The organism is Aristophania sp. ESL1100 (assembly GCF_058511235.1).
In genome coordinates, this window is sequence record NZ_CP196394.1 from 1,390,433 (window position 1) to 1,412,332 (window position 21,900).

At 49.8% G+C, this 21,900-nt stretch carries 18 protein-coding genes; 6 read left to right on the forward strand and 12 right to left on the reverse strand.

The genetic code is table 11. From position 1 onward, the window contains the following. Positions 1 to 132: 132 nt before the first annotated feature. Entirely contained in the window at positions 133 to 750 is a 618-nt protein-coding gene (locus ACSYSY_RS06455; RefSeq protein WP_491706755.1) for a LysE family translocator, read from the forward strand. A gap of 7 nt (positions 751 to 757) precedes the next feature. Here the strand turns inward: ACSYSY_RS06455 and nhaA are convergent, their stop codons facing one another. Then, entirely contained in the window at positions 758 to 1,942 is a 1,185-nt protein-coding gene (gene nhaA, locus ACSYSY_RS06460; RefSeq protein WP_491706756.1) for a Na+/H+ antiporter NhaA, read from the reverse strand. Between the two features lie 195 nt (positions 1,943 to 2,137). Between nhaA and ACSYSY_RS06465 the strand changes: the two genes are divergently transcribed. Continuing rightward, positions 2,138 to 2,629 (forward strand): 5-fold beta-flower protein, encoded by a 492-nt coding sequence (locus tag ACSYSY_RS06465; protein WP_491706757.1) that lies wholly within the window; start codon positions 2,138 to 2,140, stop codon positions 2,627 to 2,629. A 22-nt stretch (positions 2,630 to 2,651) separates the two neighbouring features. Here the strand turns inward: ACSYSY_RS06465 and ACSYSY_RS06470 are convergent, their stop codons facing one another. From ACSYSY_RS06470 to panC, 4 genes are all read right to left on the reverse strand, one after another. Continuing rightward, the gene (locus ACSYSY_RS06470; RefSeq protein ID WP_491706758.1) at positions 2,652 to 3,260 is read right to left on the reverse strand and encodes an HAD family hydrolase; all 609 of its coding nucleotides are present in this window, start codon (positions 3,258 to 3,260) and stop codon (positions 2,652 to 2,654) included. 94 nt (positions 3,261 to 3,354) lie between these two features. After that, complete coding sequence (locus ACSYSY_RS06475) at positions 3,355 to 4,464, reverse strand: glycerol dehydrogenase (protein ID WP_491706759.1); 1,110 nt, start codon at positions 4,462 to 4,464, stop codon at positions 3,355 to 3,357. Positions 4,465 to 4,590: 126 nt separating this feature from the next. Next, on the reverse strand, positions 4,591 to 5,520 hold the full coding sequence (locus ACSYSY_RS06480) for a DMT family transporter (protein ID WP_491706760.1): 930 nt from the start codon (positions 5,518 to 5,520) through the stop codon (positions 4,591 to 4,593). 86 nt (positions 5,521 to 5,606) lie between these two features. After that, positions 5,607 to 6,443 (reverse strand): pantoate--beta-alanine ligase, encoded by an 837-nt coding sequence (gene panC, locus ACSYSY_RS06485; RefSeq protein WP_491706761.1) that lies wholly within the window; start codon positions 6,441 to 6,443, stop codon positions 5,607 to 5,609. A gap of 72 nt (positions 6,444 to 6,515) precedes the next feature. On the opposite strand from panC, the gene ACSYSY_RS06490 reads away from it, so the two are divergent. The 4 genes from ACSYSY_RS06490 to ACSYSY_RS06505 all read left to right on the forward strand — a co-directional run bounded on the left by ACSYSY_RS06490 (position 6,516) and on the right by ACSYSY_RS06505 (position 13,073). Next, complete coding sequence (locus tag ACSYSY_RS06490; RefSeq protein ID WP_491706762.1) at positions 6,516 to 7,751, forward strand: NAD(P)-dependent oxidoreductase; 1,236 nt, start codon at positions 6,516 to 6,518, stop codon at positions 7,749 to 7,751. Positions 7,752 to 7,755: 4 nt separating this feature from the next. After that, positions 7,756 to 9,231 carry a helicase HerA domain-containing protein gene (locus ACSYSY_RS06495; protein WP_491706763.1) on the forward strand — a complete coding sequence of 492 codons (1,476 nt, stop codon included), beginning with the start codon at positions 7,756 to 7,758 and terminating at the stop codon, positions 9,229 to 9,231. Positions 9,232 to 9,485: 254 nt separating this feature from the next. Next, a complete protein-coding gene (ppdK, locus tag ACSYSY_RS06500) occupies positions 9,486 to 12,149 on the forward strand; it encodes a pyruvate, phosphate dikinase (RefSeq protein ID WP_491708242.1) in 2,664 nt (887 codons plus the stop codon). 90 nt (positions 12,150 to 12,239) lie between these two features. Beyond that, positions 12,240 to 13,073: a pyruvate, water dikinase regulatory protein gene (locus tag ACSYSY_RS06505; protein WP_491706764.1), complete on the forward strand. Its 834-nt coding sequence runs from the start codon at positions 12,240 to 12,242 to the stop codon at positions 13,071 to 13,073. A gap of 13 nt (positions 13,074 to 13,086) precedes the next feature. Here ACSYSY_RS06505 and ACSYSY_RS06510 read toward each other — a convergent pair whose 3' ends face one another. From ACSYSY_RS06510 to tkt, 7 genes are all read right to left on the reverse strand, one after another. After that, positions 13,087 to 13,647: a gluconokinase gene (locus ACSYSY_RS06510; RefSeq protein WP_491706765.1), complete on the reverse strand. Its 561-nt coding sequence runs from the start codon at positions 13,645 to 13,647 to the stop codon at positions 13,087 to 13,089. Further along, positions 13,635 to 14,321: a ribose-5-phosphate isomerase RpiA gene (gene rpiA / locus ACSYSY_RS06515; protein WP_491706766.1), complete on the reverse strand. Its 687-nt coding sequence runs from the start codon at positions 14,319 to 14,321 to the stop codon at positions 13,635 to 13,637. Before rpiA ends, ACSYSY_RS06510 begins: the two co-directional genes overlap by 13 nt. After that, on the reverse strand, positions 14,322 to 15,053 hold the full coding sequence (pgl, locus tag ACSYSY_RS06520) for a 6-phosphogluconolactonase (protein WP_491706767.1): 732 nt from the start codon (positions 15,051 to 15,053) through the stop codon (positions 14,322 to 14,324). A 41-nt stretch (positions 15,054 to 15,094) separates the two neighbouring features. Then, on the reverse strand, positions 15,095 to 15,916 hold the full coding sequence (locus tag ACSYSY_RS06525; RefSeq protein WP_491706768.1) for a Cof-type HAD-IIB family hydrolase: 822 nt from the start codon (positions 15,914 to 15,916) through the stop codon (positions 15,095 to 15,097). A gap of 67 nt (positions 15,917 to 15,983) precedes the next feature. Then, positions 15,984 to 16,988, reverse strand: a complete 1,005-nt coding sequence (gene gnd, locus ACSYSY_RS06530; RefSeq protein ID WP_491706769.1) for a phosphogluconate dehydrogenase (NAD(+)-dependent, decarboxylating) — start codon at positions 16,986 to 16,988, stop codon at positions 15,984 to 15,986. Next, on the reverse strand, positions 16,989 to 19,841 hold the full coding sequence (locus ACSYSY_RS06535) for a bifunctional transaldolase/phosoglucose isomerase (RefSeq protein WP_491706770.1): 2,853 nt from the start codon (positions 19,839 to 19,841) through the stop codon (positions 16,989 to 16,991). It lies immediately after the preceding gene. Positions 19,842 to 19,878: 37 nt separating this feature from the next. After that, the gene (gene tkt / locus ACSYSY_RS06540; protein ID WP_491708243.1) at positions 19,879 to 21,888 is read right to left on the reverse strand and encodes a transketolase; all 2,010 of its coding nucleotides are present in this window, start codon (positions 21,886 to 21,888) and stop codon (positions 19,879 to 19,881) included. Positions 21,889 to 21,900 lie beyond the last annotated feature (12 nt).

Consider the following 21,900-nt stretch of genomic DNA (forward strand, 5'->3'; position numbering starts at 1 on the left):
AGTGACAGGATTTACATGAGGTAACTGAAGGTAAATTTCTCTTTAATATAAATTTTATTGTTATATTCTTTTCTTTTTGCACTGCACTATTATAGTAAAATTCCGTTCATTCTCCTTTTATGGAAATGGCTCATGATAAATAGTTTGTTTCTGGCATTTCTGGGCACTGTTTTTATTATCAATATTTCTCCCGGACCTGCCATGATGTTCACCCTTCAACAGTCCCAGGCATATGGGCTGAGAAATGGACTATTGGCTGCTCTGGGGGTCGAAACAGGCGTTTTTATTTATGTAATCCTCACAGCCCTGGGGATTGCCGCTTTCTTTAAAGAATATCCGACCCTTTATGTTTTGTTTCAGCTTATCGGAGCGGTTTATCTGCTTTATCTGGCCTATAAAAGCTGGCCACGTAACAGCCCAAAATCACCCAAAAACATTGCCGGGATACAGGGACACAAAACATTTCTCAAAGGATTGCTCATTAATCTCACCAATCCCAAAATCGTCCTGTTTTTCATCAGCCTCATTCCACAATTCGTTCCGGCAAATAGTGGGGCAGAACGCTTTCTCCTTTACGGTCTGATCTTTAATGCTGGCGGTCTGGCTGTAAATCTGTCTGTTGCTTTTTTCGCCAATTCAGTTTCCCACCTCCTGAAAAACCTCCGCTGGTTTGATTACGTTCCGCCTTTGCTTTTTACAGCTATTTCCCTGTTTACGATCATGACAAGAATGAGCTCGCTCTGGTCTTAATACGCACTTAATAGGTGGAGGAATGTGCAACTTTCAGCCAGAAACAGCCTATAATGGCCGCCAGGATGGAACCGGACAGAATAGCAAAACGGGCCTGCATGATCAGTTCAGGACTATAGAAAGCGAGATTGGCTATAAACAGACTGATTGTGAAGCCAATGCCGCATAAAATAGAAAGACCAAAAACCATAGTCAGAGAGCTGTCAGTCGGCAGATCCGCAATTTTCAATTTAACAGCCAGCCATGTCGCTCCGAAAACTCCCAGTGGCTTCCCGAGCAGCAAACCGGCTAGAACCGCTAATGTCACCGGCGCAAAAATCATATGAACGTTCATGACATCCAATGGAATGCCAACACTGACAAACCCGAAAAGAGGCATAATCAGCCACGTAACCCATGGATAGAGTTTTCTTTCCATTTTTTGTAAAGGAGCCTCTTCTCCTAACCGGCTATAACCAGGAAGGCATAAAGCTGTTATGACACCTGAAATCGTTGGATGGATGCCCGAGACAAACAAGCTTCCCCACAACACACAGCCTGCCCCCATATAAGCCCATAATGACTGAATACAGGCCCGGTTCAGACCTATGGCACAAAAAGTGGTGAAAAAGGCCACACCAAGAGCCACATTATTGATTGGCCCGCTATAACATAAGGCAATAATAACGATACCAATAATATCATCAAAAACAGCCAAAGCCATCAGCCAGATACGGGCACCATCCGAAACATATCTGGCCAGAGCAAGTGTCAGGGGAAGCGTGAACGCAGCATCTGTCGCAACAGGGATAGCCCACCCCTTCAGAGCCTGAGGATCACTATGGCTTACCGCGACATAAAGTAAAGCCGGTAAAATCACACCCCCTAAAGCTGAAATAACAGGCAGGAATGCAACGCGCCGTGATGATAAATGCCCTGATAGGAATTCCTTTTTGATTTCGATCGTCACAAGCATAAAGAAAAGAGACATCGGACCGATAGAGATCAGCTCTTCACATGTTTCATGAATCTCGACGCCTGGGAACATGATCTCTTTCTGCAGCGCCTGATGATACAGAAAAGAAAGAGGCGAATTTGCACAAATAAATCCCGCCAGAGAGGCCAGGAACAGAAAAGCACCACTCCAGACGGGACTTAAAAAAAGTGATTGCCAGACTGGAACTTGTAGAAGGGAATTATTATCTCTTTTCATATCCACAGGAACCCGAAAGAAATGAGACCCCAACCTCTCAAAAACCTGTCCCGATATCAATCTTTTTCAAAAGGAAAGGGCGTGATCTCTCGTGGAATAACATCTTGAAATTTCTATAGTTAACGATAAAAAGTCTTATTAAACAAAGCGATAATCTCACTAAAATTTTCGTCTTTTCATGGCGGAGGTAACATTATGAAAAGAAAATCAGAATGGTTTCTCCCATCTTTCTCGGGAGCACTCTTCATCGGAGGCTTTACTCTGATTCAAGCTTCTTATGCAGATGAGATAAAAGGCGTTGGCCATGAAGGCGCCATCACCAATGCTGCGGGCCAGTATGTTGGCCATATTGATGATGAGGGGACGATTAAGGACCGCAACGGTCATTTCGCAGGAAGTATAAAAAACGACGGCACGATCGAAAATCCCGAAGGCCGCTATGCCGGGCGTGTCGATGAAAATGGCCATTTTGAGGATAGTAACGGGGTCTATAATGGACGCCTGAAAAAAGATGGAAAGGTCGAAGATCAGAAAGGCAAATATCTCGGCCGTATTACTCATTATGGGATGCTGGAAGATAATAAGGGCCACTTCAGCGGGAGCGTCCCGCAGGGAGACGAGGCTCTGGGTGCTGTGATCCTGTCTATAAAAGACAAGGCCAGAACTGCGCAGCCCAAACCCCGCTAGAAACCTGCTCTCCAAGCTCTTTTTACTGCAAATATGAAGGACCCAGAGCCTGACGAACGTCAATCACCTTCATATTTGCAGTATGCGCTGCCGCGATACCTTCATCACTATCTTCAAAAACAAGGCATTGCTCCGGAGCAATCCCCATCTTTTCCGCTGCCAGCAAAAACAGGTCCGGTGAAGGTTTGCCTTTTCTTACGTCATTAACCGTCACAATAATCTCAAAGAGATCTCTGACCCCAATGGCCTGTAATGTCGCTTCCACAACAGAGCGCTGCCCTCCTGAAGCCACGGCCATAGGGACGTGACGATAATAATCACGGGCAAGCTGTGCCACGGGCCCAACTTCTGAAACATGTTCAATATTTTTCTGAAATAAGGCGGAACTTTCGTCATTGACCTGATCAACATCAAAGCTGGCGCCGAAAGTTTCCTTAAATTCCCTGAGCATATCAGGACCGGAAACGCCCACCCGCTCAAAATACCAGTCGCGTGGAAGTTCATACCCGGCATTTTTCAACGCGGCCCCGAAGGATGCATAATGAAGGGGAGCCGTTTTGGCGATTGTATTATCACAATCAAATATTAACGCCTTAAATTTATAACCTGACACATCTATTATATCGGTCACGCAACAAAACTCCCCTTAGGAACTTTAGTAAGAACAAACCCCTCTCCCCTCAAAAACCCTCTGGAGTCCTTGAAGGAAGAGGTTTTATGAAATTCTAGTTCTTACGATAAAATTCCGCCATTGTATTAGCCGCGACCATGGCACGATAAACAACGTCTTCCGTCACTTCGAACGGCATATTGCCCATCGTATCATTTTTATCACAGGCCAAATGGGCAACGTTCCGCCATTCCTCTTCCTTGAACGTCTTCACCCCCAGCTCAGCCAACGTCATAGGCAATCCCGCTGCCTTGATCACTCTGATAACCGATTCGATTTCTGCTGTCGGGGCATTTTCGAGAACAAGCTGCGTCAGGAGCCCGAACACCACTTTTTCTCCATGCTGGGCCTTATGGAGGTCAGGCACAGCACTCATACCATTATTAATGGCATGGGCCGCTGCAAGCCCACCGGATTCAGCGCCAATTCCACTGAGATAAATCGTCGCTTCCACCGTCTGTTCAACCGCCGGGATGGAAAGGCTGTTGCGTATCCCATACATGGCTTTCTCAACATTCTCACACAAAAACTCATAACACATTCTGGCAAGGCCAAGCCCTGTATGAGACGGCTTTTTCAAGACAAGATTAAGGCCATTTGCCCTGTAACAGGCCCGTGCCTCAAAATAGGTCGCCAATGCGTCCCCTACCCCGGCAGCGAAGAAGCGCGCAGGAGCAGCTGCTACAATATCCATATCCGCTATAATCGCATCAGGATTTTGCGGCAGGTAAAGATAGCGATCGAACTGACCCTCTTTTGTATAAATAACGGCCAGTGCCGTGCACGGAGCATCCGTCGAGGCGATTGTCGGGTAGAGAATGACGGGCAATTTATAATAATGAGCAACCGCTTTTGCCGTATCAAGGGTTTTCCCACCACCGACACCGACAATTACGTTGGCTCCTTTGGCCATCGCCAGCTCGCCAAGACGCTTTATTTCGCCATCAGTACATTCATAGGCAAATTGCTCGGCATAGCCTTTCAGCCCGGCTTGCTCCAAAGCTGTGACGCTTTCCTTTTTGACGCGTTCAACAATAAAAACGTCACTGATAATCAGTGCATTATCGCCAAAATCCTTTACAAAATCAGGTAATTGGGCAAGCAACCCATTGCCGATAATGAATTTCTTGGGCGATGTGACCGAACGAGGAATTTCATGAGGCATCTTTCATACTCCCTGACGTTACTGTTTTTTCGCTACGCTTCCAGCCTATACCTCTCACCTACCTCTCTTCCAGCATATTCGCCGCAACCCTTATAAAATTATACTTATAATGGTCTTGTAAATTTATTATGAGACGGAGTTCCGGTGCTTTTTCAGCTCGTTTGACAAAGAAAATTTCCCTGACATAACGAGCACAAGATACCGGGCAAGCCAGTTGACTGTGCCGGAAAAGGTAACGATCACAACGCCCAGCACCGTCCAGCGGTCCATATGATCATGAAAAATAATCTGACTGAAAAGAACCGCCCAGATCATCTGGCTATATTGGGAAATGGAAACTCTGCTTGCGGGAGTTTTCTGCGCTGCCGTCATCAGAAAAAGCTGACCTAAAGCCGCAAGGAACCCATAACCAAACAAATAGACCCAGGCACTTATGTCCCGAGGCCAGGAAAAATGGCCCATCATTAACAAACCGTTACCAATAAGAGGGCCTGCAAGGGTGGAACCCAGCAAATCCAGCCGACTGGTTTTACCTGCTGAAACTTTATAGGCGATAACACTGATGGCATTGGCAAAAGCAGAAATCAGGGCACAGGCATAGCCTAGGTTAAAAGGTCTGACACCTGGCCTTAAAACAATCAGAACGCCGATAAAACCGATAAAAACGGAACACCATGAGGCCGCGGAAATTCGTTCTTTCAAAAATAGGGCCGAAAGTATATTTGCCATAAACGGCATTAAAAACATCAGCGACAAAGCTTCCGGCATGGAAAGCAGCATGAAAGCCTCAACACTGACCGCTGTCGCCGTAAAGATTGCCAATGCCCGCAAAATCCAAAGCGGGATCTCACGCTTATAAGGAATGATCTCGGCAAAACTTTCATGCTTCTTTTTCACAACCGGCAGCAAAAGAATTCCGAAGACGCCTCCTGAGAAAGCCACTTCAAACGGATTAAGCTGCCCTGCCAGCAATTTGGAAAACATGTCACTTATGGAAAGAGACGCAAATCCGGCCAGAGCCAGAAGAAGACCAAGAGTCGCCTGATTAAGTCTCATGGCTTTTCATCCGCCTGCCAAAGAAGAAAAAAGAAGCCCCCTTAATTTTAAGGAGCGCCCTGGTCTCCTATTATAAAGCGGAGGTCTTACTTCATTCCTAATGGCAGATTATCAATAAGTCTGACGGTTTTGAAAGGAACGGCCAGAAGCGCCAGAGCATCCTCAGTGACAGGAGAGACAGCCTCAAAGCTCTGAGGATCGACAATGACAGCATAATCCGGTTGCGGAATATTATTCTGACCTAACAGTTCTTTCAGACGTGTCTCAAGAATAGAACGGTCGCGCTCTCCTGACTGAAAAAGTGCCTGAACACCTTGAAGCGCTTTATATAACCCAGGTGCCAGAGCTCGCTCTTCCTCACTCAGCCTGACATTACGGCTGGAGCAGGCAAGCCCATCTTCTTCGCGTCCTGTTGGCACAATTCTGAGCGCAACCGGCATATTCAAATCAGTGACCAGACGTTTGATAACGGCACATTGTTGCGCATCTTTCTGACCAAAATAGGCTTTATCAGGCTGCACGATATTAAAGAGTTTGGTGACAACCGTCGCCACCCCTGAAAAATGTCCTGGTCTGGAAGCCCCTTCCAATTGCTCCGCAACACCGCCGACCTCTATTGTGGTGGCAAAATCAGAGGGATAAAATTCTGATGCTTCAGGCGTAAAAACCACATCGACACCCTCTTTTGCCAAAAGAGCAAGATCACGCTCCATATCGCGTGGATAGCTGGCAAAATCTTCCTGCGGGCCAAACTGGGTTGGATTGACAAAAATACTGACAATAACAGCTTCATTCTCTGCTTTGGCCTGTCTGACAAGTGAGAGGTGCCCTTCATGGAGGAACCCCATTGTCGGTACAAACCCAACCTGCTTATAGTCAGCACGTGCCTGACGGAGACCGTTGATCGTCGTGCAACGTTTCATGTCAAATCCTTCTCAATAACGTTCCAGCCCTTTATAGAGAAACAAACCACTCTGAAAGAACTATTTTCGCTGATGACCCATATCCCTGTCTCTTCCTCTGTCAATAATACGGTCATCATTATCGGAGCAGGGCCATCTGGCCTGTTTTCTGCGGAATGTCTGGCGCAAAAAGGCTATTCTGTCCATCTTTTTGATCATATGAGCCGGCCTGGCAGGAAATTTCTCATGGCAGGTAGGAGCGGGCTCAATCTTACGCATAGTGAACCGCTGGAACGTTTCCTTTCCCGTTACGGCACAGCACAACCAGAACTTGAAAAATCCATACGGACTTTCCCTCCGGAAGCTCTGATTGAATGGGCTGAAGGGCTCGGTCAATCCTGCTTTAAAGGCAGTTCGGGAAGAATTTTTCTTTCATCATTCAGGGCTTCCCCTCTGCTCCGGGCATGGCTTCGGAGACTGGAAGAGCTGAACGTTGTTTTCCATCCTCGCCATGAGCTGATCGGGCTCGAAGGACAAACCGCCACTTTTAAGAACAATCAGGGAAGTGTCACTTTGTCCTTTGGGAGCTGCATCCTTGCCATGGGCGGCGCAAGCTGGCCCCGTCTGGGGAGCAATGGCAAATGGTCCCATCTTTTTACTGAGCTTTGCGCTCCCTTCGAACCTTCAAATTGCGGCTTTCTTCCCGACTGGTCTCCCGAATTTTGCCAGAAATATGAGGGATCACACCTGAAATCGGTTTCCCTCAGCTTTGCAGGGCAAAAAGCACGAGGCGATCTGACAGTGACACAAAGAGGGCTTGAGGGGGCCCCTCTTTACGCTCTGTCACCACTTTTGCGCGAACAGCTGAAAGAGCAAGGTTCTGCAACGCTTCTTCTTGATTTCAGGCCGTCTCTGACACGTGATATGATCGAGGAACGGCTGGCCCATCAGCGCCCACGGGAAACGCTCACAAACCGCCTTCGCAAAGCTCTGAAATTCGATAAATTTTCAGCCTCTCTGATCGCTCATCAAACTACCAAAGGCTCAGACCCTGCCTCTCTGGCTCAATCAGTGAAACAATTTCCTCTTACTCTGACAGCCACAGACACGCTCGACCGTGCTATTTCAACGGCGGGGGGTCTGCGTTTTTCGGCTCTGGATGAAAATTTCATGCTGAAAAATCACCCAGGCGTTTTTGCCTGTGGGGAGATGCTGGATTGGGAAGCTCCAACAGGCGGATATCTCCTCCAGGCCTGTTTTTCCACGGCCTATACTGTCAGTCAGGGTGTTGAGCACTGGCTCTCTTCTTCATTGCCCGCTAAACTATAATTCTATGACAACTGCTTCTTCTGCTTCCATTTCTCTCGGCCATGACAGGACCGGGGCCAATGCTGTTCTGGACCTGCCGGAACTTCTCGCGACACGCCTGCTTGTGCAAGGCAATTCAGGCTCCGGGAAGTCACACCTTCTCAGACGCCTGCTGGAACAGACAGCCACCCTTGTGCAGCAGATTATCATTGATCCCGAGGGAGATTTTGTCACTCTGGCTGAGCCTTATGATCACCTTGTCATTAACGTGGAAGCCCAGAGTGAGGCTGCGCTGCAGGCCGCTGGAGAACGGGCCCGTATTCACCGTGTTTCTGTGGTCCTCAATCTCGAATCATTAGAAGCGGAAAGACAGTTACGGGCCGTAGGCGCTTTTCTGAACGGTCTTTTTGAGGCACCACGCGCTTATTGGTATCCTGTTCTCGTCATCGTCGATGAAGCCCAGCTTTTTGCCCCTGCTGTAGGCGGCGATACCTCTGACGAAGCACGCCGGCTTTCTCTGGGAGCCATGACCAATTTGATGTGCCGTGGCCGCAAAAGAGGGCTTGCAGGGATCATCGCCACACAACGTTTGGCCAAACTGGCCAAAAACGTCGCTGCTGAAGCATCAAACTTCCTGATGGGGAGAACGTTCCTCGATATTGATATGGCACGCGCAGCAGACCTTCTGGGAATGGAACGAAGAGCGGCTGAGGCTTTCCGGGATCTCGAACGGGGCCAGTTCATGGCGCTGGGTCCCGCCTTGTCCCGCCGCCCAAAACGCATCACCATAGGCCCTGTAGCCACAATGAGCCGCGGATCTGGCCCCATGCTCATGCCATTGGAGAAACCCTCTGTCCCGGTTGAGGAATTGCGAGACCTCATTTTACAGGATGAGCCTGAACTTACGCCGCGCGCAAGACGGGAACCCCCTCCGCCCGCACCTGACCTTCTGGCCCAGCTTGATGCCTATGCTGACAGGCGCGCTCATGAAACCGCTCAGGAAGAAACGACGTCGCTTCAACCTCAGGAGAGTGATCCCACTGAGTTATGGAGGTTGGTCAGTGAGACAACCAGCGATGAGAAAAGCTATTATCACGCTTTAGCCACTCTTTATCAGGACTTTCAGATGAGAGCGCGCCTTCATGGGCTGCCACGTTCCGTTCTCGATATGAACGGTTTCAGGCGCCTTCTTGGCTCTGTACGCTCAGGAATTTCCTATGAAGACTCTCTTTCTGAAGAGTGGCAGGATATTCTCAGACGCTCCGAAACACTGCCTGAAGACCTTCAGAGCCTTTATCTTCTTCTGGCCCAGTCTGCACGAGCTCAATCCTCCTGCCCGACCGATGAAATGCTTGCCAGAATCTATGGCACACACTCTCTCAGCCGTGCACGCCGTCAACTTCATTACCTAGAGGAATGTGAGATGATTATTTTGCGTGAAGAAGCAGGAAAGCGTGCTGTTGCGATCATCGGTCCTGCCTGGCAGACCTCTCTTGATTGACATCATATCCTTTACTTACAAGAAGTTATGAGACATTCTTCCCCCTCTCAAACGATAAAAGCGCATAGACTTACATAATTTTCATCTTTTATTTAAAAAAAATTTTAAAAATCCATTGCAGCTTTCAACAGAAAAAGTCATGATTCAAATTCTGAAGAATCAGAGGGGCTTACGGGCATCCTCTGCCTTACAGAAGGGATAATTCCTGCCCTTATCTCCAACGATCAGGACAGGACAAAATGAGTGGGCAAGCGATGAGCAAGTGGATTTATAGTTTCGGACCCGGACTGAATGAAGGAAGCGCTGATATGCGTAACCTTCTGGGTGGTAAAGGTGCCAATCTCGCAGAAATGGCGAGAATAGGGCTTCCCGTCCCTCCAGGTTTTACTATCACGACAGAAGTCTGTTCCGCTTTCTATGAGAATGGGCGTTCTTACCCTTCAGATCTGCAAAAGCAGCTTGAAGAGGCTATGGCAGGCATCGAAAAAGCGATGGGATTGCGCTTTGGGGATGCTCAGGCTCCCCTGCTTGTTTCCGTCCGCTCCGGCGCACGCGTTTCCATGCCGGGTATGATGGACACCGTCCTCAACCTTGGGCTGAATGACCAGACCGTTGAAGGCCTTGCCAGATCATCAGGTGATGATCGTTTCGCATGGGATAGTTACCGCCGCTTTATCCAGATGTATGGCTCTGTTGTTATGGGAGTCCCGCATCATCATTTTGAAGAAATCCTGGAACGGGCAAAACATACCCTCCATAAAACAGACGACACGGAACTGACCGCTGAAGACTGGAAACTGCTGATTGAGGATTACAAAGCCCTGGTTCTCAATGAAGCAGGAACTCCTTTCCCATCAGACCCCAAGGAACAATTATGGGGCGCCATCAGTGCCGTCTTTAATTCCTGGATGAATCCCCGCGCCAACACCTATCGCCGTCTGCATGACATTCCCGCTAGCTGGGGCACGGCGGTCAATGTCCAGTCGATGGTTTTCGGCAATATGGGCGATGATTGCGCAACAGGTGTCTGCTTTACCCGTGACCCTTCCACAGGTGAGAATATTTTCTACGGGGAATATCTTATCAATGCCCAGGGTGAAGACGTTGTTGCCGGTATCCGCACGCCTCAGCCTATGGCCGAAGCAAAAGCCTCTTCCGGCCAGATCTCCATGGAGAAAGCTCTTCCCAATGCCTATAAAGAGCTCCTGAAAGTCCGTGAACTGCTGGAACGTCATTATCATGACATGCAGGATATTGAGTTTACGGTCCAGAGCAACAAACTCTATCTGCTTCAGACACGTAATGGTAAACGCACAGCGGCTGCTTCCTTACGTATTGCCATTGATATGGCGAAAGAGGGCCTGATCACGAAAGAAGAAGCCATCAAACAGGTTGCTCCTTCATCGCTTGATCAGCTCCTGCATCCTGTTCTTGACCCAAAAGCCGAACGTATCGTTATGACAAAAGGCCTCCCGGCTTCTCCCGGAGCGGCCACGGGTGTCATTGCCTTTAGTGCCGAAGATGTGGAAGACCGTGCCGCCCGCGGTGAGGACGTGATTCTTGTCCGTATCGAAACGTCTCCTGAAGATGTTCACGGGATGCATGCTGCACGCGGCGTTCTGACGACACGTGGGGGCATGACCTCTCATGCCGCTGTTGTTGCTCGCGGCATGGGGCGCGTCTGCGTTGCCGGTGCTGGAACGATTGCCGTCAATTACAATGCCCAGACATTAAGCGTGAATGGCCATACCCTCAAAGCAGGTGACTGGATTACCCTGGATGGCAGCACAGGCGAGGTTTTCCTCGGTCGCGTTCCGACCGTTCCCCCGTCTCTCTCCGGGGATTTTACAACGCTTATGCAATGGGCTGATTCAGTCCGCCGCCTTGGCGTCCGTGCGAATGCTGAAACACTGGATGATGCCGAAACGGCCCTGCGCTTTGGTGCTGAAGGGATCGGCCTCTGCCGTACAGAGCATATGTTCTTTGGCCCGGAACGCATCGGTCATGTACGTCAGATGATTATGGCACAAGAACAGGATGCCCGAGCTCGTGCCATTAATGCCCTGCTGCCCTTCCAGCGTGACGATTTTACGTCTCTTTTCCGCACGATGGCAGGACTGCCAGTAACAGTGCGTCTGCTTGACCCGCCACTTCATGAGTTCCTTCCCCATGGAGAGCATGAACTTGCTGAAGTGGCTCGGGCTCTCGGGCAGGATGTGGAATCATTACGTGACCGCAGAACCGCCCTTTCAGAAGCCAACCCGATGCTGGGCCATCGCGGTTGCCGCCTAGGCATCAGCTACCCTGAAATTTACGAAATGCAGGTTCGTGCCCTGATTGAAGCGGCTCTGATTGTCGGTAAGGAAACAGGACGTTCCGTCACCCCTGAAATCATGATCCCGCTTGTTGGCACAAAGGCTGAACTCGATCTGCTCCGCAAAATCTGTGAAAAAGTTGTCTCTGATGTGCTGGAAGAGCAGAAGGCCGAACTCCCTTACCAGATCGGCACCATGATTGAGCTGCCAAGAGCAGCCCTTATGGCAGACAAGATTGCAGAAAGTGCAGATTTCTTCTCCTTCGGGACAAATGATCTGACCCAGACGACCCTAGGGCTTTCGCGTGATGATGCGAGCTCCTTCCTCCCCTCCTATGTAGAGATAGGGCTTCTGCCACAGGATCCTTTCATTTCCATTGACCAGGAAGGTGTCGGCGCTCTGGTTCGTATGGGCGTTGAGAAAGGCCGTTCAACCAAACCAGGGCTCAAACTCGGGATTTGCGGTGAACATGGCGGCGATCCACGCTCTATCAGCTTCTTTGAAGAGGTCGGGCTGGATTATGTTTCATGCTCGCCTTTCCGCGTTCCTGTTGCCCGCCTGGCTGCGGCACAGGCTGCTTTGAGCACCAACGCTAAAAAATAAGGCTGAGACCAAAGCTTTTATAACAGTTTTAAAAGGCCGCTTTTTATAAAAGCGGTCTTTTTTATCACTGATTTTATAAAAGGAGGATTTATGGCAAAAACACTCACATTACACCTGATCTCAGACGCAACAGGGCAGACACTTGATGCTGTCGCCCGTGCCTGCACAGCTCAGTTCCCCATGCTGAAAATTCGTCTGCGCCATTGGAATCTGATCCGGTCGCCTTTGCAATTACGCCACGTTCTTGAGCAGATTGAAGCAAAACCAGGACTTGTTATGTCCTCTTTCACAGACCCCAAACTTCAGGCCGAACTGAAAGCGGGATGTGATGCGCTTCATGTCCGTCTTCTTGACGTCCTGAACAGCGCCATAAGCTTTCTGGCAGAAGAAACGGGAGAGACCCCTAACGGCCGCCCCGGTGGCCAATATATTATGGATGAAAGCTATAATCGCCGTATTACGGCCATGCACTATGTTCTGGCCCATGATGATGGTCAGCAGGTGCAGGACCTCAAAGGAGCCGATGTCATTCTGGTCGGTGTCTCACGCGTTTCAAAAACACCAACCTGTTTTTATCTCGCCAATCGTGGCATCCTGGCGGCCAATATTCCCCTTGTCATGGGAATTGAGCCCCCTTCCACCCTGTTTGAAGCCTCCTGTCCCATTATCGGTCTGACCATCTCCACACAGACGCTCATTGATATCCGCAAAACACGACTTTCACAGATTATCCCTGAAAAGGGACAGAGCGCTCACGCACAACAGACTGATTATATCAATTACGAAAAAGTGGAAGAAGAACTCAACTGGGCCAAACGTCTCTGCCGGACCCATAAATGGCCTGTTATTGACGTAACAAGGCGCTCCATTGAAGAGACATCTGCGTCAATTATGGAAATTCTGTCCCGCTCGCAGGATTTGTAATTTCGCCCGTCTTTCAGAGTATCTTTCGGGGGCTGAAAAGACGTTCAAGAACGCTACTCAGCAAGGATCCAGGCTCATCCAGGCTGGAAAAACGTAAGACTGGTTCGTCTTCCCCTGGCTCTTCCAGCGTTGCATACTGGCTGGGGAGCAAAGAAGGCGGCATATAATGCCCTGATCGATGTTGGAGGCGCTCTTTTACGACTTCCGGCGCAGGGCACAGATAAATAAACTGCACGGGTAATCCCCGGGACAAGATCTCCCTGTAACTCCGTTTCAAAGCGGAACAGGTTAATATGGCACCCTGCCCTCTCCTGACCTGCTTCTCAAGCCATTCATGGCATAGTTTGAGCCATGGTGCCCGATCTTCATCATTTAAAGGATGACCGGCAGCCATTTTAGCCACATTGCAGGCTGGATGAAGGGCGTCCCCTTCCTGAAAAGGCCAGCACAGTCTTTTTGCCAGCCCTTCGGCCAATGTTGTTTTCCCTGTACCGGAAACACCCATCACCACCAGATAACGCGGTGTCATAACCGGTTGTTCTTTAATCGTAACGTCTCCTTTTAAAGAGACCATTGCACAATTTCTTCCTTTTTGGCGATGATGACATCCTGCGTCATATTCACAAACAGGCCATGCTCTACAACACCAACAATTGAATCCAGAGTCTGCTCCAGAAGGACAGGGTTTTCGATGGGGCCGAAATGACAATCAAAGATATAATTACCGTTATCGGTAATAAAGCGCTCCCCCTGTCCTGTCCTACGTTCCACGACATTCTGGGCACCCACTTTTAATAGACGGGTCACAGTGCTTCTGGCACCAAAAGGCACAACTTCCACCGGAACAGGAACACGCTCCCCCAATGTCTCAACAGGCTTGGTTTCATCCACAATAACAATAAAACGCTTTGTCGCCTGGGCGATCATTTTCTCCCGGAACAAGGCGCCACCAAGACCTTTTATAAGATGAAGCGTCCCTTTCTCAACTTCATCAGCTCCGTCTATGGCAATATCAAGCTCGGGATACTCATCAAGTGTGCCCAGTTTAATCCCCAAGCTGCGAGCCAGAGCCGCCGTCGCCTCTGACGTGGGAATCCCTGTAATCTCCAGCCCATTGGCAACACGTTGACCGAGGCACTTCACCATGAAAGCGGCTGTCGTCCCGGTCCCAAGTCCCACAATCATACCGGGCTCAACAAAAGAGACAGCCTTTTGCGCTGCTGCCTCCTTGCATGCATCCATATTCATCTAACCAGCTCCAGCGGCGGCCCTATCAGCCAAAATAACAATCCTGCCTTCAGATGAAATACGTCCGGCAGGAATCGTTTCGTCACCTGCTTTCAGCCTCTCAAGCATCGCTGTTTTGCTGGCACCTGTCACCAGAAACACCACGAGACGACTTGAGGCAATCGCAGGATAAGTCAATGTTACGCGCTCATAAGGCACATGAGTCGGTCTGGCAACACCCACCCAGTCATTACGCTCATTTAACACTTTCTGTTCAGGGAAAAGAGACGCTGTATGGCCATCAGGTCCAAGCCCTAACATGACAACCTCAAATAGGGGTTTACCAGACTGTAACCTGTCACTACCATATGTCTTCTGGAGGGTTCGCTGATAGGACGCTGCATCCTCTTCGGCTGTCCCGGAGACAGGAATTGGGTAAATCTGTGAGGGGTCCAAAGGCACTTTGGAAAGAAATGTTTCCATTGCCATTTTATGGTTACTATCTTCATGATCATAAGGAATATGGCGGTCATCACCATAAAAAATCTCAAGGCGTGACCAGTCAATTTTCCGGGCCATTTCTGGCTGGGCAAGATATTCAAAAAGACGTTTCGGGGTCGAACCCCCAGAAAGAGCAATCCGGACTTTTGGCTCTTTGGAAACACTGATTGCGTGAATCAGTAAAGCCGCCATACGCTGCGCCACGGCATCAGTATCAGCCAGAACTTCGGTCGACGCGGTTTTCATAGTCATTATCATATCATTTTACTCTCACGATCTGCCTATTCCGCCTGTCAGGAAGCGGCAGGCAATACAAACTCTTCAATCGCCCTAGCCCATCCCTCTTCCTCATTGCTGGCTGTGACAAAAGAGGCCGCATCTTTTACAATCTGCGAAGCCTGTCCCATGGCAATACTGACACCTGCCGCCTGCAGGAGCGAAATATCATTATCGGCATCCCCTAAACCCGCAACCTGCTCAGGTTTAACGCCATAAAGCTCAGCAATTTTTCTGACGGCGTTCCCTTTTGTTGCTAAAGGTGCCGTAATATCAAGCATGTGCGGATTGGACCGCAGCGCTGCAATACGCCCCTGATAACGGGCATTTAACATCTGTTCCAGCTCAATCAGGGCTTCAGCGTCCTGCCCCATGACAACCACACGATTAACCGGCACAGCGTTCTCACGCAGGCTGGGAACCTGAACGGGTTTCACATCCGTTACATCATGTTCATGCTGGACAAGAGGCGTCATTTTATCCTCTACGAGCCATAATTTATAATCCTGCAACCACACTTCCACAGGGTAGGAAGCCAGGAGATCTATAAGCTCACGCACCAGAGCCAGAGGTAATGTAATATCCTGATGAACCTGTTTATGAGGCGTAAAAATAACACTGCCATTAAAACCGGCACAGAGTGACGTTAAATGAAGCTGATTTATATAACGCATCATTCCGCCGGGAGGGCGCGCGCTGGCAAGACATAAAGTGATCCCCGCTTTTTCAAGCTGCCTGATCGCTTCAAGTGTTCTTGCCGTCAGGATTTTGTTTTTCGGGAGGAGAGTGCCGTCCATATCCGAAACGACAAGTTTGATTGGGAGACGCTCTTCACCCATAAAACGAAAATCCTTTTTCTGATAAGGGCACCAGGCATAAAACCTGATGCCCTTTATTGGTCATAGTTTATTTTGGCTCTACGTGACCACCAAAGCCAAAGCGCATTGCTGAAAGCATTTTCTCAGCAAAGTTATTGCCAGAACGAGATCTGAAGCGTGTAAATAATGCCGCCGTCATAACAGGTGCCGGAACATCTTCCTCAATAGCCGCTTCAATGGTCCAGCGGCCTTCTCCTGAATCCTGGACTTCACCACTGAACTCACTGAGTTCGCCGTTATTGGCGAGAGCCGATGCTGTCAAATCCAGCAGCCATGAGGAGACCACACTTCCGCGACGCCAGACTTCTGCAATATCTGCGACATTGAGGTCAAAACGTTCCTCTTCAGGCAGTTTTTCAGAGTTTTTGGATTTGAGCACGTCAAACCCCTCTGCAAATGCCTGCATCATGCCATATTCGATCCCGTTATGAACCATTTTTACAAAATGACCGGAACCAGCAGGGCCGCAATAAAGATAACCCTGCTCAGCACGAGAGTCGTGTTTACCTGACGTGCGGTTGGGAGAAGGCACAACATCGCCAACGCCCGGTGCCAGAGCTTTCAGGAAAGGATCAACATAATCGGCTGCTTCCTTCGCCCCTCCATACATAAGGCAATAACCGCGTTCCAGACCCCAGACACCGCCTGAAGTACCGACATCGATATAGGAAATGCCCTTCTCAGCCAGTGTTCTGGCGCGGCGGATATCATCTTTATAATAAGTGTTGCCACCATCAATAACGATGTCACCTTTGCCAAGCAGATCACCCGCTTTGGAGACCATCTCCTCAGTAATGTCTCCCGCAGGCAACATAATCCAGATTACGCGACGCGCTTCACCTGATTTACCGAGAGCCTCAACCATTTCTTCAAGGCTATGAACCCCATGGGCTTTACCCTCGGCGCATTTGGCGACCGTATCAATATAGGTCTGTGGAGTGCGATCAAGCAAAACAACATCATGGCCATGGCGGGTCAGGCGTGCCGCGATATTACCGCCCATTCGACCAAGACCAATAATTCCGATATGCATTTATTTTGTTCCTTTAAGAGCTTCTGTAACAAGGCTGGTCAGGCGTTTCAGGCCGTCCTCAAGCGAGCCTTTTACATGTACCCGAAGAGCACGACGACCCCGAGAGGCAAGAACGTCAAAATCTCCCCGCGCCTGCGCAGCTTTCACAACACCAAATGTGTAGCTGGATCCAGGAACCTTTAAATCAGCAACATCATCTGCCGTAATCTGGAGGAAGACGCCACTATCAGGCCCCCCTTTATAAGCCTGCCCGGTTGAATGGAGGAACCGTGGCCCGAACTCAGCCGCGACAGCCACATGAAGAAGGTCTCTCAGCGTCAGGCGCAAATGCTGCTCCCAGGCACTGTGAGGCTGATTTTGCTCAATATAAGCAAGCAGGCCAACGTAATCGCTCTTCTTGACACGCGCAAAATGAGCTTTCAGGACAGAAACTCCGTCACCATTCCCAAGAACCTTGGCATTTTTGTCATCCGCGTAGAACTCAAGAGAGCCATCTGTCACGAAAGGCGCTTCCGCCGGGAGACGACCTGTTTCTTCATAAGCAGAAGTCAGTTTACGTGTTTCGACTTTGCTGAATTCAACATCCGGCTGGTCAAAAGGATCAATTCCCAGAACCGCACCGGCAACGGCGGTCGCAAATTCAAGGACAAAGAATGCCTGTGCCAATTGCTCTTTATTACAAAGATGGATTGCCACGACAGGATGTCCCGCCTCACGTAAGGCTTTCAGACGCGGATCAGGGGCTTCATTCACCAGGCGAAGCTCCACAAAGACACGATCTTTGCCATAGACAGCAGGATCGGCCAGCGTTTCCCCATCAATAGGAATCAGACCTGTACCTTTTTTGCCTGTACTTTCAGCAACGAGCTGCTCCAGCCAGGCACCGAGAGAGGCAAAACTTTCAGAGGCAACAATCGTGATTTTATCACGCCCGAAGGTTCTGGCCGCCACACCCCATGTCAGCCCGATGCGGGCTCCGGGGTTCATAAAGGGAGGCACGCTGCCATCACAGGAGCCAACCATCAGCATGGCGCTCTCCAAAATAGCGCGCACATTATACCCAGCAGCGGCCGCAGGAACGAGGCCGAAAGCCGAAATCACTGAATAGCGCCCACCAATTTCCGGATTGCCATAGAAAATATGTCCGAATTTATGGTCTTTCGCTTTCTTCTCAAACGCTGAGCCCGGATCTGTTACCGCAACAAAGTTTGCTCCCGGTTCCTGACCCAGAGCGTTCTTGGCCTGCTCCCAGAAATAGGCAAAGAGGATATTGGGCTCCAATGTGCTGCCTGATTTACTGGAAACAATGAAAAGCGTCTTTTTAAGATCAATTTTCTTTTCAAAACTCGCAATCTGCTGAGGGTCAGTGCTGTCAAGGACATGCAGACGCGGGAAACCCGCAACGTGACCGAAGGTTTTTTCCAGCACTTCCGGCCCAAGGCTGGACCCGCCCATTCCCAGAAGAAGAATGTCGCTATAATGACGCGCCTTTACTTCCTGAGCAAATTTTTCATAAACGTCACAGCGCTCCAGACTGTCAGCTGGGCCATTAAGCCAGCCTAACCACTTGCTTTCCGGTCCATTTGTCCAGACAGCAGGGTCACGAGCCCAGATACGGCGAATATCACCATCCTGCGCCCATTTCTTCTCAGCCGCTACAACAGCATTTGAAATATCGTCTGACAGAGTGATCCCTACAGAGGCAAGCCGGTCACCCAGAACAGCCTCACGGCGCGCTTCCACAGCACCAAGCAGGGCGTCAAAGGCAACACAGAAAGAGGCACAACCTTCTGTTACCAGAATGTCAGTGACTTTCTGCAGATCAAGGCCCAGCCTCTCTGTCTCAGAAAGCACCTTGCGCGCTTCTTCGACATTTTCAACCAGGCTGGCTCTTAATTTTCCATGGTCACGGAAAGCATCAAACGTGGCAGGTGGGATGGTGTTAACCGTATCACCACCAATCAGTTCCTCAACATACAGCACATCGCTATAGGCTTTGTCCTTGGTGCCGGTACTGGCCCACAGAAGACGTTGCGACTGTGCTCCTTTGGCTTCAAGAGCTTTCCAGCGTGGGCTCCTGATCACGTCAAGATAGTGCTGATAGGCAAGTTTCGCATTGGCAATCGCAACCTTGCCACGCAATGCTTTCAATGCAGCGGATTCCGGGTCATGAGCGGCGACACGGCGGTCAATCTCGGCGTCAATTTTACTATCGATCCGGCTGACAAAGAAAGAAGCCACACTTGCCAGGTGATCAATCGCCTGACCTTTCTGAACCCGTTCTTCAAGGCCCTGAATATAGGCTTCAAGAACAGCCTTATAGGCATCCAGTGAGAAAAGAAGCGTTACATTGACATTAATACCGTCAGCAATCGCTTCTTTTACAGCCGCCGTCCCTTCTTTCGTTGCAGGGATCTTGATCATGAGGTTCTCACGATGAACCTCTTTCCAGAGGCGACGCGCATCCGCGATGGTCGCTTTCTGATCGTACGCAATATAAGGCGATACCTCGAGGCTTACATAGCCATCACGCTTCCGGGTTTCATCAAAAACCGGTTTCAGAACAGCACAGGCATCACGAATATCTTCAATGGCGATGCGCTCATAAAGCTCACCAGCTGAAAGATTTTCTTTTGAGAGGAGAGAACGCACTTCCTCTTCATATTCAGCCCCATGGCCGATTGCTTTTTCGAAAATCGCAGGGTTGGAAGTTACCCCTTTTAATCCATCCTCCAAGACCATCTTTTTCAGAGATCCGTTGGCAGTAAAATCACGACGGATGAAATCAAACCAGGGTGACTGGCCATATTCGGCCAGTCCCTGCAAGGAATTTCCCTCTTTATTCTGGGTCATTTCTCTTCCTTTATGTATTATTACGCGTTCTACTATATTACTTATGAGCAGCCAGCTGGGCTTTTGCTGCTTTATATACTTCCTCAACTGTAAAGCCGAATTTCTTCATCAGCTCTCCTGCCGGAGCTGACGCTCCATAACCACGCATGGCAATCATGGTTCCTGTCGGACCGACGTAACGGTCCCATCCAATGGGAGATGCCATTTCAACACCCACACGCGCCTTTACTGATGGAGGCAACACTGACTCACGATAAGCCAGGTCCTGCTCTTCAAAAATATCAAGGCTGGGCATGGAAACGACGCGGGCTTTCACGCCTTCTTCAATCAGGCGTTCATAGACTTTAACAACCAGATCCACTTCAGAGCCCGTCGCCATAAGAATGATATCGGGCGTCTGCCCACAACAGCCGAGAACGTAAGCCCCTTTTGCCAGACCGGAAGCGGAAGCATATCTTGTGCGGTCAATCGTTGGCAGAGTCTGGCGGCTCAGAGCAAAAGCGACAGGGCCGGTTTTATGCTGCGTTGTATAACGCCATGCTTCTGAAACCTCATTGGCGTCAGCAGGACGCATCACAACCACATTCGGCGTTGCCCTCAGCTGAACCAGCTGCTCGATTGGCTGATGCGTTGGTCCATCTTCACCCACGCCAATTGAATCATGGGTAAACACGTAGGTTACAGGCAGGTTCATCAATGCTGAAAGTCTGATGGGGTTCTTCATGTAATCAGAGAAGATCAGGAACCCTGAACAGAAACTGCGCAATCCTGCCAGAGCCAGACCGTTACAGATCGCTCCCATGGCGTGCTCACGCACCCCGAAGTGGATATTACGCCCGCTATAAGAGCCGTTCCATTTGGCAGGCTGGAAAGAACCACCATCTTTAATGGTCGTTTTGGTTGACGGTGAAAGATCTGCTGAGCCACCAATCATCCATGGGAGATTTCTTGCAACATCGTTAAGGACGTCACCAGAGCTTGCACGAGAAGCAATTCCTTTTTCATTGGCAGGATAGACCGGCAGATCTTTATCCCAGCCAGCAGGAAGGTCACCTGCGAAAATCGCTTTCAATTCAGCTGCGAGTTCAGGATATTTTTTCTCATATTCTGCAAAAAGCTCATACCATTTCGCGCTGGCTTTGGCCCCACGTTGACCAAGTCCTTCTGCGAAATGCTCTTTCACGCCTTCAGGCACAAAGAAGGGCGGCGCATCTTTCGGCCAACCATAGGCAGCCTTCGCACCGGCAATTTCCTCGTCACCAAGGGGTTCCCCATGCGCTGAGGCTGTTCCAGCCTTATGCGGGGCGCCATAGCCAATAACCGTTGTCAGAACGATCAGGCTCGGCTTGTCCTTAACCTGTCTACATTCTTTCAGGGCTGCCAGAATAGCCTTCAGATCATTGCCATCATCAACATGAACGACATGCCAGCCATAAGCTTCAAAACGCTTTCCAACATCTTCGGTAAAGGTCAGCTCGGTTGAACCTTCAATGGAGATGTGGTTACGATCATAAACCCAGGTAATATTACTTAAGGCCAGATGTCCGGCCAGAGATGCCGCCTCGGAAACAACACCTTCCATCATATCACCATCACCACAGAATGTCGTGACATGATAGTCGAATAGGTTAAACCCAGGGCGGTTATAACGTGCTGCAAGCCAACGCTCTGCCATCGCCATCCCGACGGACATTCCACAGCCCTGCCCTAAGGGGCCCGTCGTTGTTTCGACGCCTGTTGTATGATGATATTCAGGGTGCCCCGGTGTGAGGGAGCCCAACTGACGAAAGGATTCCAGATCCTTAAGTGTCAGAGAGGGCGTTTCAAGAACAGTGCCATCTTTAACCTTATGGATACCGGCAAGATGAATCAGGGAATAAAGCAGCATTGACGCATGACCGCCAGAGAGCACAAAACGGTCTCGTGCCGGCCAGAGCGGATTGGCTGGGTCATAATTCATATCATGCTGCCATAACGCATACATCGCTGGTGCCAGCGCCATGGCTGTACCAGGGTGACCGGAATTGGCACGCTGCACCCCATCCATCGAAAGAGTGCG